Origin of the sequence: Modicisalibacter tunisiensis, assembly GCF_020148005.1 — a bacterium.
In the GTDB taxonomy this organism is placed as follows: domain Bacteria; phylum Pseudomonadota; class Gammaproteobacteria; order Pseudomonadales; family Halomonadaceae; genus Modicisalibacter; species Modicisalibacter tunisiensis.
Genome location: NZ_JAGXFD010000002.1, coordinates 261,869 through 274,124 on the forward strand (window position 1 = coordinate 261,869; position 12,256 = coordinate 274,124).

The following is a 12,256-nucleotide window of genomic DNA, read 5'->3' on the forward strand; positions in this document are numbered from 1 at the left end:
ACGACGCCGCAAGGGGCTTGCGGCGTCGTCATCAACATCAGCGTATCAGTCGTCGGGGGATCGATCAGGCCCCGTCGCCCAGATCGCCGGACTTGGTCAGCTCGTCGGCGACCTTGTCCACGGCACGCCTGGCGCGGGCGACGATCTCGTCGACATCGTCACGGGTGGCGACCAGCGGCGGCGCGAAGCCGAGGATGTCGCCCTGCGGCATGGCACGGGCGATCAGGTTCTCCTCCAGGGCGGCGGCGCTGATGCGCGCCCCGACCTTCAGGGCCGGATCGAAGTGGGCGCGCTTGGCGGCCGCGGGCGAAAACTCCAGTGCCGCGAGCATGCCGACGCCACGCACGTTGCCGACGATCGGGTGCTCGCCGAAGGCGTCCTGCATCTTCTGCTGCAGGTAGGCGCCGGTCTCGGCGGCATTCTGGGTCAGCCCTTCGCGCTCGATGATCTCCAGGTTGGCCAGGCCGGCGGCACAGCCCAGCGCATGGCCGGAGTAGGTCCAGCCGTGGCCGATCGGGCCGAACTCGCCGGTGCCGTGCTCGAGCACCTGCCAGACCTTGTCGCCGACGATCACGCCGGAGAGCGGCTGATAGGCACTGGTCAGGCCCTTGGCGATGGTGATCAGGTCCGGCTTGATGCCGTACTGATGGCTGCCGAAGTTGCTGCCGATGCGACCGAAGCCACAGACCACCTCGTCGGCGATCAGCAGCACGTCGTACTTGGACAGCACGGTCTGGATCTCGTCCCAGTAGCCTTCCGGCGGCGGAACGATGCCCCCGGTGCCCAGCACCGGCTCGCCGATGAAGGCGGCGACGGTATCCGGCCCCTCGGCCAGGATCAGCTCCTCAAGCTTGGCGGCGCAATGCTTGGAGAATTCGCGCTCGCTCATGCCTTCCAGTTCGGGGGCACGATGGTAGTAGTACGGCGCCTCGGTGTGCAGGATGCCGGTCATCGGCAGGTCGAACTGATCGTGGAATGCCTTGAGGCCGGTCAGCGAACCGGTGGCCAGGCCGGAGCCGTGGTAGCCGCGCATCCGCGAGATGACCTTCTTCTTCTGCGGGCGGCCCAGCACGTTGTTGTAGTAACGCACGATCTTCAGCTGGGTCTCGTTGGCATCGCTGCCGCCGAGGCCGTAGTAGACCTTGGACATGCCCGGGCCGGCCAGCTCGAGGATCTTCTCGGACAGCGCGATCTGAGGCTCGTTGGAGTGCCCCACGTAGGTGTGGTAGTAGGCCAGCTCCAGCGCCTGCTTGTAGATGGCCTCGGCCACTTCGGTGCGGCCGTAGCCGATGTTGACGCAGTAAAGGCCGGCAAAGCCGTCGATGAACTCGCGGCCGTCCTTGTCGACGATGTTGATGCCCTTGCCACCGGTGATCACGCGACCCGGCGCATTGCCGTGGGCGAAGTCACGCAGGTGCGTGGATGCGTGGAAGGTGACCTTGCGATCGCGGTCGATCAGATCCTGATGGGTGGTCATGGCACTCTCCTGTGAAAATCAAAGTAAACGTCTTGCGTCGTTAAAAACGCGAAATACTCAAGCGCTCGGTATGTCAGGCCGCCTTGTTTCTGCCAGCAAGGCAAAACCGAGCGAGCGACGGCCACGGCAGGCGAGCCGACGGCGCGACAGCGCAGTGGACATCTCGTCCATGAGCATGGCGCGTCGGCGGCTCAACACCGCCTGGCCGAGCGCAGCCGGTTTTTCAGCTCCCTGAGACGGAACCGAGCCCGCCGAGGCAGTAGTACTTCGTCTCGAGATACTCCTCGATCCCCGCGGTGCCGCCCTCGCGGCCCAGGCCCGACTGCTTGACCCCGCCGAAGGGGATGGGCGGCCCGGTCATCTTCACGGTGTTGATCGCCACCATGCCGTTCTTCAGCGCGCGCATGATCTTCCAGATGCGCCGGATGTCATGGGTGAAGATGTAGGCGGAAAGCCCGTACTCGGTGTCGTTGGCCATCTCGATGACCTCGTCATCGGTGCTGTAGCGGGTGATGCCCGCCACCGGCGCGAAGTTCTCCTCGCGCCAGACCTTCATGTCCGCCGTGACCTCGGTCAGCAGGACGGGCATGAAGAAGTTCTCGCCCGGCGCGGCCGACTGGTCGCCGTGGACCAGCGTGGCGCCCCGGGACAGCGCGTCGTCGACGATCGCCGCGGCCTTGTCCACCGCACGGCGATGAATCAGCGGCCCCAGGTCGACCTCGCCGTCCAGGCCGTTGCCGACGGTGAAGGCCTGCATGCGCTCGGCGAAGTGCGCCACGAATTCGTCGTGCACGGACTCGTGAACCAGGATGCGGTTGGCGGCCAGGCAGTCCTGTCCGGCGGTCTGGAACTTGGCCGCCACGGCGGCGTAGGCCGCTTCCTTGGGATCGACGTCCGGGCCGACGATGAACGGCGCATTGCCGCCCAGCTCCAGCGAGACGCGCTTGACGGTACCGGCGCTCTGTTCGAGCAGCAGGCGGCCGACCGGCGTGGAGCCGGTGAACGACAGCGCCTTGACCCGCTCCTCCTTGCAGAGGACCTCGGAGACCATCGGTGCATCGCCGAGCACCACGTTGAACACCCCGGCCGGGATGCCGGCGCGCTCGGCCAGCTCGGCCAGCGCCAGGGCGGAGAACGGCGTCTCGCCGGCCGGCTTGACGACCACCGTGCAGCCCGCCGCCATGGCCGCGGCGGCCTTGCGGGTGATCATCGCCAGCGGGAAGTTCCACGGCGTGATCAGCGCGGCCACGCCCACCGGCTCCTTGAGGGTACCCAGGGCAGCATTGGGGATATGGCTGGGGATGGTCTGGCCGAAGGTGCGCTTGCCCTCCTCGGCGAACCAGCGGATGAAGCTCGCTCCGTACTCCACCTCGCCGCGCGCATCGGGCAACGGCTTGCCCTGCTCGCGGGTCATGATGTAAGCGAGATCCTCGCGATGGGCCTGCAGCAGGTCGTACCAGGCCAGCAGCCGCTCGCAGCGCTCGTCGGCGCGCAGCGCCCGCCACTGCACGAAGGCGGCATCCGCGGCGTCCACGGCGGCGCGGATCTGCTCCGGCTCGAGCAGCGGAATGTGGCCCAGCGTCTCGTTGGTCGCCGGGTCGATCACGGCCTCTTCGCGACCCGCGTCGCCATGGGTCCACTTGCCATCGATATAGGCGTACTGACGAAACAGGCGGGGATCGTCGAGTTTCATCCTGCACCTCCGCAGAAACGGAAAAACGGGTTCCGGGTATTGCTACCCGCTTGCTGCCCAGAGTAAGGGAGGCGGCGCTCGACGTGTTTCTGTTAGCCAGGGGGGAAAGGCGGGATTTTTTTGGAGATGTGGGGAAGAGTTGAGGTTTTTTCTCGCCGGCTCAGGAAAGCCGGCCGCTGAACAGCTCCAGGCTCCGTCCCCGGTGGCAACACACCAGGTTGAGCTCACAGGCCCGCGCCACCTCGACCGCCAGGGCAGACGGCAGCGACAGCGTGGCCAGGGTGGGAATGTGCGCGCGCACGGTCTTCTGCACCAGCTCCAGGCTGCAGCGGCTGGACACCAGCACCGCCTCGGGCGGGGTGCCGTTCAGCAGGCTCTCGCCGATCACCCGATCGAGGGCGTTGTGGCGGCCGATATCCTGCCCCTGCGTCATGACCTCGCCCCGGGCATCCAGCCCCAGGGCGGTGTGCTGGCCCCGGCAATGCCGTGCCTCGAGCGCCGCCAGCCCCTGGCGCAGGGCCTCGCCGGATAGTACCGGGTGCGGCGGCAGACGGGTCAGCCCGGCCATCACCTCGGCCTCCTCGAGGGCACCGCAGGCACCGCAGCTGGAGACCGAGGCCTCGCACGGGGCGCGCCGTGCCGCCTGTCGCGCCAGCCGCGCCGGGACCCCCAGGCGCACCCGCAGGCCATGGCGCAGCCGCGAGACCGTGATGTCCGCGACCTGATCGCGACGGGTGATCCAGCCGGCGGTAAAGGCGTGACCGATCGCCAGCGGCTCGAGCGACTCGGGGGTGGCCAGCAGCGTGGCCACCGCCTCGTCGTTGAGCGCCAGGGTGATGGGCATTTCACGGGGGCCGTCGAGATCGCGCAACGGTCGATCGCGCCGGTCGGTGTACTCCTCGACCGGCGCCGGGGAGACAGGCGGCATGTTCATGGGCATAGCGTAATCACCCCGGCGAGCGACGCCAAGTCGCCGCCGGTCGATCGCGGCGCCACGAACTCAGTCGGCATCGATGGTGAGGGGCGGCGCTTCATCCTTGACGGTCTTGGTGACGATATAGGTGAAGTAGCGCTCGATGCCCAGATCGGACATCAGCCAGTGGTCGATCAGGCGCTGGTAGGCGTCGACGGTGTCCGCCTCCACCTTGACCAGGTAGTCGACGCCGCCGCCCACCGCGACGCACTCGGTGACCAGCGGCTCCTCGCGCATGGCCTTCTCGAAGCGCTGGAAGCTCTCGGCATTGTGGGCCTTGAGCTCGATCTGCACCCACACCGGGGTGCGCCTGAGGAGCACGCGCGGGTTGATGCGTGCCGAGTAGCCCTCGATGACACCGGCCTTCTCGAGCCGGCGCACCCGCTCCCAGCAGGGGCTGACCGACAGATTGATCGCTTCGGCCAGGCGCGACTTGGTGATGCGGCCGTCCCTGGCCAGGATGTCGAGGATCTTGAGGTCGTATCGGTCGAGCTTCATGCCGGTCCACTGTCGGGCCGGCCGCCGCCATCGGCGGCCGGGACGCTTGCCTGGGCTGGGTTCAGCCGTCGAGAGAGTCCACCACCTCGGCGATCACCGCGATGGTGTCGCCCATGTTGACCTGCGCCGGGAAGCGCCGGGCCACCAGCAGGCCGTCGCGCTCGGCGCGATAGGTCACGGGCTCGGCGCCGGTACGGGTCATGTCGTAGACGCGGGCGATGACCTGTCCCGTCTCCACCCGGTCGCCCAGGCTCACGGTGAGCTCGAGCAGCCCGGTGTGCTCGCTCTGCACGTAGCAGGAGGCATCGGGCATGTCGACGTAGACCTGCGGCTCGGCAGGCGTTTCCAGCTCGCCGTCGACCAGACCATAGTGGATCAGGAAGTTGCGCACGCCGCGCTCGGTGATCGCCATGCGCTCCGGCGTGGTGGTACCGCCGCCGCCGAGCTCGGTGGCGACGAAGATCTTGCCCTGGCTTTCCACCGCCGTGTCGTACAGCTTGGCGGCATCCAGCTCGAACATCATCATCGCCGTGGGGGCACCGAAGGCCTTGGCACCGGCCAGCGCCTGGCGCTGCTGGTCCTTGTCCTCCAGGTGGTGCGACGCGGCGAACGGCACGATGTCCAGGGTTCGGCCGCCGGAGTGCAGATCCAGCGCCACATCGATCATCGGCACCAGATAGCGCGTGAAGTAGTCGGCGATCTGCTCGGTGACACTGCCGTCCGGGTTGCCGGGGAAGCTGCGGTTGAGGTTGCCGCCGTCCATCGGCGAGGTCCGGCGACCGGCCTGAGCCGCCGGCACGTTCATCATCGGCACGATGATCACCCGGCCGTGCACGTCCTCGGCCCTGAGCGTGCCGGCCAGCTTCATCAGCGCGGTGATGCCCTCGTACTCGTCGCCGTGATTGCCCCCGGTGAGCAGCGCCGTGGGGCCCTCGCCGTTGGCGACCACGGTGATCGGGATCATCACCGCGCCCCAGGCCGACTCGTCGTTGGAGATCGGCAGCTTGAGAAAACCATGCTGGACACCGTCGGCCTCGAAGTCGACGGTCGCGGAGATCGGACTCGGCCGCAGGTCGCGGGCTCGCTGGGTCATGATGCCACTCCTTGCTTGACGAACAGCGGACTTACTTGACGAACAGCTGGCGCGGGAAGTTGGCCAGCGGTTCGGCGCCGTTTTCGGTGATCAGGATGCTTTCGGTGATCTCGAGGCCCCAGTCGTCCATCCACATGCCGGGCATGAAGTGGAAGGTCATGCCCGGTTGGAGAATCGTCTCGTCGGAGGGACGCAGGCTCATGGTCCGCTCGCCCCAGTCCGGCGGATAGCTGATGCCGATCGGATAGCCGCAGCGCGCGCCGCCGCGGTCGAAGCCGTACTTGTCCATCGCGGCGCCCAGCGCCATGGCGATGTCGGCGCAGCGATTGCCCGGCTTCGCCACGGCCAGGCCGTTCTCGATGCCCTCGAGCAGGGCCGACTCGCCGCGCACGAACTCCTTGGGCGGCTTGCCGAGGAACACGGTACGCGACAACGGCGCATGATAGCGCTTGAAGCAGCCGGCGATCTCGAAGAAGGTCCCCTCGCCCTCGCGGAACGGCGTGTCGTCCCAGGTGAGGTGCGGTGCCGCGGCATCGGAGCCGGTCGGCAGCAGCGGCACGATCGCCGGATAGTCGCCGCCGTACACCTTGCCGTCGGCATCGGTCCAGCCCTCGATGCCCACGCGGTAGATCTCCGAGACCAGCTTGCTCTTGGCCAGCCCCGGCTCGATCATCTCGAGGATCCGCGAATGCATGCCCTCGACGATGCGCGCCGCGACGCGCATGTACTCGATTTCCTGGGACGACTTGATCGCCCGGCACCAGTTGACCAGCGAATTGGCGTCCTGGAAGCGGGCGTGCGGCAATTCACGGGTCAGGCTGGCGTAGGCCTTGGCGGAGAAGTAGTAGTTGTCCATCTCCACGCCGACGGCGCCTTCGTGCCAGCCGCGATCGGGCATGATCGACTGGGCCAGGTACTCCATCGGGTGCATGTCCGGATTCTGGACGTAGTAATCCGGATAGTAGGTGATGTTCTCGGGGTCCATCCAGCAGGTACGCAGCGCCCCGTTGCTGTCCTGCCGTCGCCCGTACCACACCGGCTCGCCCTCGAGTCCGAGCAGCACGCACTGATGCACGTAGAACGACCAGCCGTCGTAGCCGGTCAACCAGGCCATGTTGGAGGGGTCGCTGATGATCATCACGTCGATGCCGCGGCTGGCCATCGACTGACGCACCTTCCAGAGGCGCTGGGCATATTCCTCACGGGTGAAAGGCAGGGAAACCTGGATCATGTGCCTCGTTCCAAAACACGAAATCGCCAGAACCGACCCTCCGGCGGGAGTACGGGGGTGTCGGGCCGTCAAGGGGACGCTGAAACAGCTGTTTGGCAACCCACATTGTCATGACAACGGGACCTTGAAATCATGACAATTACCTGCCAATGTCCTGCCGCTGATACTAGCACCAACGTAGAGCCAGCCGTCAAAGGCTTTATTGAATCATGACAATTGATCTGACGCCCTACCTGTCATCACAGGGTCCGAAGTACCTGGCCATCGCCCGGGCGCTGTCCGAGGCGATCCGCCAGGGCGAGCTGACCCCCGGCACGCGGCTGCCCCCGCACCGGCAGCTGGCCGATGCCCTGGGCGTCAGCGTCCAGACCGTCTCGCGCGCCTATGCCCAGGCCGAGAAGATGGGGCTGGTCCAGGCCCGGGTGGGCAGCGGCACCTGGATCAACACCCTCGACGACAATCGCGAGGCGGAATACCTGCGCACCGGCGAGCCGCGCACCGAATCCGCGCTGATCGACCTGTCGATCGCCCACCCGGTCTGCCCGCCGACTCACCACCTGCGCTTTCGCGAGACGCTCGCCGCCCTCGCCGAACAGGCCTCGCCGGAGGTGATCTCCGCCAGCCGACCGATCGCCGGGCTGTCCTACCAGCGCGAGCGCGCCGGGTACTGGCTGCGCGACCGGCTGGGCGTGCCCGGCGACGTGGAGGAACGCATTCTCTGCAACGGCGCCTCCCACGGGCTGATGCTGGCCATCGCCACCGTGGTCCAGCATGGCGACCTGGTGCTGACCGAGGCCCTGACCGACCACGGCCTGATCGCCCTGTCGCGGACCCTGGGCTTTCAGCTGCGCGGGGTCGCCATCGACGACGAGGGCGTGATGCCCGACGCCCTCGATACCGCCTGCCGTCGCTTCCGCCCGCGGGCCGTGTGCCTGACGCCGACTCAGCTCAACCCCACCGGCGCGACCCTGAGCGAAGCGCGCCGCGACGCCATCGCCGAGGTGCTGAGCCGTCACGGCGTGTGGTTGATCGAGGATGACGTCCACGCCCTTCTCGAGTCGCCGGGCCTGACACCGCTGACGGCCCGGCTGCCGCGCCAGAGCTTTCATGTCACCAGCCTCACCAAGGCCACCGTGCCGGGGCTGCGCGCCGGCTATCTCACGGTGCCCCGGGGCCAGCTGCATCACGCCCTGCCCCGCCTGCGCGCCACCACCTGGATGGCCACCCCGCTGATTCTCGAGATCGCCGATGCCTGGCTGGCCGACGGCACCGTCGAGGCACTGGCCGGCGAGCAGCGCGAGCTGCTCGCCGAGCGCCAGCAGCTCGCGGCACGGCGGCTCGACGGTCACGTCTTCGCCTCGCGCGCATCAAGCCTGCACGTCTGGCTGACCCTGCCCGATGCCTGGCGGGCGGAGGAGCTGCGCCAGCAGGCCGAGCAGGAAGGCGTGGCGATCACCGCCTCGCAGCCGTTCATGGTCGAACAGACCCCCGCCCCGCGGCGTGTGCGCCTGAGCCTGGGCGCCGAGCCCGACCCGGAGCGCCTCGACCGCGGCCTGGAGCTGGTCGCCCGCTTGCTCAACGAGGCGCCGCCGCCCATGCTGGAGATCGTCTACTGAGTTGCCGGACACCGGCGGACACGGCAAGGAGAGAACAGAGGATGCGCGTACTGGTTCACATCGACGAGGCCGACACCTGGCGCGAGGCGCTGGCCCGCCGCCTGCCCGACGCCGAGATCGTCACCAGCGACGACCCCGGCGACGCCCCCGCCGACTACCTGGCGGTGTGGAAGCCGCCCGCCTCGCTGTTCGAGGGCCAGACGCGCCTCAAGGGCATCATCAACCTGGGCGCCGGTGTCGATGCGCTGCTCGCCAACCCGGGCCTGCCCCGCGACGTGCCCGTCGTCAAGCTGCGCGATGCCGGCATGGCACCGCTGATGGCCGACTATGTGCGCTTCGGGGTGGTCTATTTCCAGCGCGACTTCGACCGCTACTTCGCCCAGCAGGGCCACGCCACCTGGCATGAACAGCCGCTGACCGACAAGGCCGACTGGCCGGTGGGCGTGCTGGGCCTGGGCGCGATCGGCGCCCACGTTGCCCGGGTGCTGGCCGACGACGGCTTTCCGGTGCACGGCTGGAGCCGCTCGGCCAGGTCGCTCGACGGCGTGACCTGCCACCACGGCGAGGCCGGCCTGCCCGAGCTGCTGGGCCGCGTGCGCACCCTGGTCACCCTGCTGCCCGACACCGACAGCACCCGTGGCCTCATCGACGCGAAGACGCTGTCGCGGCTGCCCGAGGGCGCGACGCTGATCAATCCCGGGCGCGGCAGCCTGATCGACACGGCGGCGCTGCTCGATGCCCTCGGCCCCGGCGAGCAGGAGGGCCATCTGCGCGGTGCCCTGCTCGACGCCTTCACCGAGGAGCCCCTGCCCCGCGACAATCCGCTGTGGGCCCACCCGCGCGTGCGCATCACCCCGCACATGGCCGCGCCGACCCCGGTACGCGACGCCGCCGACCAGGTCGCCGAGCTGATCCGCGCGCTGGACAACGGCGAGGACGTCGAGACCATCGATCCCCGGGCCGGCTATTGAAGGCGCCCTACAATGGCTCCCGGGTCACCTCCAGCACACGGCCATCCACCGTGCGCTGGAGCTTGTCCTCGATCTCCTGACACAGTGCCTCCACCCGGCGGCCGTCGATACCGGCCACCACGAAGGTCCATTCGCTCGTCTCCAGGCGATCGAGGGCGCCGCTTTCACACACCGCCACCGCGGGGTTGCGCCCGAAACGCTCGTGCAGGCCGCCCATGCGCTGGCGCTTTTCCTTGAGTGAGCGACAGCCCGGCAACGACATCTCGACGGTCATCACGACGATGTGCATGACGCCTCCGTGTATCGGGCATCCCCGGGTCCGCCCGCGATCAGTGCACGACATCCTCGTAGATCAGCCGCGTCGCCGCGAAGCGATTGAGCAGCCGGTGGACCAGATAGGCCGCCAGCAGGGCCGCGAGCATGCCCACGCAGATCGAGCTGACGCGATAGAGGGCACTGTAGACCAGGTCCTGGCCGGGAGACAGGTACTGGCCGAACAGGATGCCCACCGTGGTCATGCCGCCGAAGCCCGCCCCCGAACCCACTCCCTCCTTGAGGTGCTCGCGGGCGAACAGCATCACGCCGATCCACAGCGGCAGCACGACCAGCCACAGGTTGCCGGAGTGGTTGTAGAGGACCAGCTGCACCAGCAGGCCGTAGCTGCAGCCCAGCAGCACCCCGGTCGCGCGATGCCGGGCCGCCACCACCGCGCCCCGGAAGGTCAGCGGGAACAGGATCAGGATGGTCGCCACCTGGGCGGACAGCGAGTCGCGCAGGTCGAAGACCTGGAAGACCACGAACGACAGCGTCGCCACGCTGGCGCCGAGCAGGGTCTCGTGACGCTGGCGCGCCAGGGACTTATCGCGCCGCGGCGGCCGCCCCCGCGGTTCGGCATCGGGGATCAGCACGTAGGCCACCGCGGCCAGGGCGAGCGTCAGGCTGCTGGCGATCAGGTTGCTGGCCAGCAGGTCGTGCAGGTTGGTGGCAGGATAACTGGCGAAGTGGAACATCACGCTCAGGCTGACCACGCCCTGGGCGCCGAACAGGAACAGCGGCCCGCCGCTCATCAGACGGAAACGCCCGGCGAACAGGATGAAGGCCAGCCCCGTCATGATCACCGGCAGGTGGCCGAACAGCCCGGCGATCAGCGCCACCTCCACGGTGTTGATCAGCGCACTGCCCAGGAACTGGCGAATCACGTGGCCGTTGAGCGTCGGCACCAGGGCCAGCAGCAGCATGGGATAGACGGTGAAGAAGACCCCGTAGTGCCAGTCGAACAGGCTGGAGACGACGAAGCCCAGGGTGCTGCCGAAGGCGACGCGCAGGCACTGGCGAACGTCATTGGTGTCGAGTTCCTTGAGGGGATGCACCGGCCCTGGCCGCCGCTTCCCGTTGCTCGGCCTCCCTCGACCGTTCACGAACCGGAGCATCGCGCGCCTCAATAGATGTAGTGCAGCAGGCTGATCAGATCGATCTGCAGGCGCCCCAGGGCATCCAGCAACGAATTGTCGCTCGGGTAGAGCTGCACCGTGGCCAGCGCGCCCGTCGGCGACACGCCCGGCGGCGCCTCGTCGAGGGCGACATGGAGGCGCATGCGCTGGGCATTGCGCACCCAGCGATCCGATTCGGTCGGGTCGGCCAGCTGACCATCCGCCCGCAGCTGGCCATTGCGGACCCCGCTGTCCAGGCTGGTCACGTGGCCCTTGAACACCTCGCCGGGCCAGCCATCGAAGACCACGGCGGCCGGCGTGCCGACATCGACATAACGCAGGCTCTTCTCGCGGAAGTCGGCCACCAGGTCCGGGGTGTCGGCCACCAGCGCCAGCACCGCGCTGCCGGCCGCCGCATAGCTGCCCGCCTCGAGCTGCAGGTTGCTGACGGTGCCGGCGATGTCGGCACGCACCCGGGTGTACTCCCGGTCGAGCTTCGCCCGGGCCAGGGCATTACGGGCCTGACGCAGGCGCAGGTTGTCGTCCCCCGACTGGCCACGTTCCACCTCGAGCCGATGCAGGGTCGAGCGGGCGGCCTCGACCCGGGCCCGGGCCGCCTGGTAGCGGGCCAGCGTCGTGTCGCGCCGCTGGCGGGCCACCTGGTTGCGCTTGACCAGATCCTCGTAACGCTTGACGTCACGCGCGAGATTCCCGGCATCGGCCCGCGCCGCGGCGAGGTTAGCCCGCGCCGCGGCGATGCGCGCATCGAGCTGGGCATTCTCGCGCCGGGCCTGCTCGAGGGCCAGCGTCGCCTTTTCCACCGCCAGGCGGTAGCGGGCCGGATCGATGCGAAACAGCACCTCGCCGGCCTCGACATGCCGATTGTTGGCCACCTCGACCGCCGCCACCTGCCCTGACACCCGGGGAGCGACGCTCACCACCTGACGGATCAGGCGCGCCTGGGGCGTCAGTGGCATGTGCAGATCGGCCAGCAGGAAATAGCCGAACAGCAGGACAAAGGCCGTCAGCGCGACCTGGACCCAGCGGGCAAAGCGTTGTTCCGGTGTCATGGCTCTCTCTTGTGGACGACGTCAGGCAGGGGCGTGATCGATTCGCCCGGCGCGAGGGTCGGGCAAGCCATGCCGGCAACGGGGCGACGCCGCGATCCTCGGGCCACGGGCCGGTGGGCGAACCGATCGATAATTAGCAGGCTGTCTATTTTGCCATTAAATTAGTATGCTAATCAATAGTCAGCAATGAAATCCACTCCCCGC

At 68.2% G+C, this 12,256-nt stretch carries 11 protein-coding genes; 2 read left to right on the forward strand and 9 right to left on the reverse strand.

The genetic code is table 11. From position 1 onward, the window contains the following. Nucleotides 1–64: 64 nt before the first annotated feature. The 6 genes from KGQ91_RS16325 to doeA form a co-directional block, all read right to left on the reverse strand. On the reverse strand, nt 65–1,477 hold the full coding sequence (locus KGQ91_RS16325) for an aminotransferase (RefSeq protein WP_163649565.1): 1,413 nt from the start codon (nt 1,475–1,477) through the stop codon (nt 65–67). A gap of 223 nt (nt 1,478–1,700) precedes the next feature. After that, the gene (locus KGQ91_RS16330; protein ID WP_224421519.1) at nt 1,701–3,170 is read right to left on the reverse strand and encodes an NAD-dependent succinate-semialdehyde dehydrogenase; all 1,470 of its coding nucleotides are present in this window, start codon (nt 3,168–3,170) and stop codon (nt 1,701–1,703) included. A gap of 160 nt (nt 3,171–3,330) precedes the next feature. Further along, nucleotides 3,331–4,104, reverse strand: a complete 774-nt coding sequence (locus KGQ91_RS16335; protein ID WP_224421520.1) for a formate dehydrogenase accessory sulfurtransferase FdhD — start codon at nt 4,102–4,104, stop codon at nt 3,331–3,333. Nucleotides 4,105–4,170: 66 nt separating this feature from the next. Beyond that, nucleotides 4,171–4,641 carry an Lrp/AsnC family transcriptional regulator gene (locus KGQ91_RS16340; protein ID WP_163649562.1) on the reverse strand — a complete coding sequence of 157 codons (471 nt, stop codon included), beginning with the start codon at nt 4,639–4,641 and terminating at the stop codon, nt 4,171–4,173. 61 nt (nt 4,642–4,702) lie between these two features. Beyond that, nucleotides 4,703–5,734, reverse strand: a complete 1,032-nt coding sequence (doeB, locus tag KGQ91_RS16345) for a N(2)-acetyl-L-2,4-diaminobutanoate deacetylase DoeB (protein WP_163649561.1) — start codon at nt 5,732–5,734, stop codon at nt 4,703–4,705. Nucleotides 5,735–5,765: 31 nt separating this feature from the next. Then, nucleotides 5,766–6,965, reverse strand: a complete 1,200-nt coding sequence (doeA, locus tag KGQ91_RS16350) for an ectoine hydrolase DoeA (protein ID WP_163649560.1) — start codon at nt 6,963–6,965, stop codon at nt 5,766–5,768. Between the two features lie 209 nt (nt 6,966–7,174). On the opposite strand from doeA, the gene ehuR reads away from it, so the two are divergent. Together ehuR and KGQ91_RS16360 are read left to right on the forward strand one after the other, a co-directional pair. Continuing rightward, complete coding sequence (ehuR, locus tag KGQ91_RS16355) at nt 7,175–8,581, forward strand: MocR-like ectoine utilization transcription factor EhuR (protein ID WP_163649559.1); 1,407 nt, start codon at nt 7,175–7,177, stop codon at nt 8,579–8,581. Nucleotides 8,582–8,622: 41 nt separating this feature from the next. Next, entirely contained in the window at nt 8,623–9,552 is a 930-nt protein-coding gene (locus tag KGQ91_RS16360; protein WP_163649558.1) for a 2-hydroxyacid dehydrogenase, read from the forward strand. 7 nt (nt 9,553–9,559) lie between these two features. Here the strand turns inward: KGQ91_RS16360 and KGQ91_RS16365 are convergent, their stop codons facing one another. The 3 genes from KGQ91_RS16365 to KGQ91_RS16375 all read right to left on the reverse strand — a co-directional run bounded on the left by KGQ91_RS16365 (nt 9,560) and on the right by KGQ91_RS16375 (nt 12,052). After that, entirely contained in the window at nt 9,560–9,841 is a 282-nt protein-coding gene (locus KGQ91_RS16365) for a DUF503 domain-containing protein (RefSeq protein ID WP_163649557.1), read from the reverse strand. Between the two features lie 40 nt (nt 9,842–9,881). Further along, nucleotides 9,882–10,922 (reverse strand): DUF2955 domain-containing protein, encoded by a 1,041-nt coding sequence (locus KGQ91_RS16370; RefSeq protein ID WP_224421521.1) that lies wholly within the window; start codon nt 10,920–10,922, stop codon nt 9,882–9,884. A gap of 68 nt (nt 10,923–10,990) precedes the next feature. After that, complete coding sequence (locus KGQ91_RS16375; RefSeq protein WP_163649555.1) at nt 10,991–12,052, reverse strand: HlyD family secretion protein; 1,062 nt, start codon at nt 12,050–12,052, stop codon at nt 10,991–10,993. Nucleotides 12,053–12,256 lie beyond the last annotated feature (204 nt).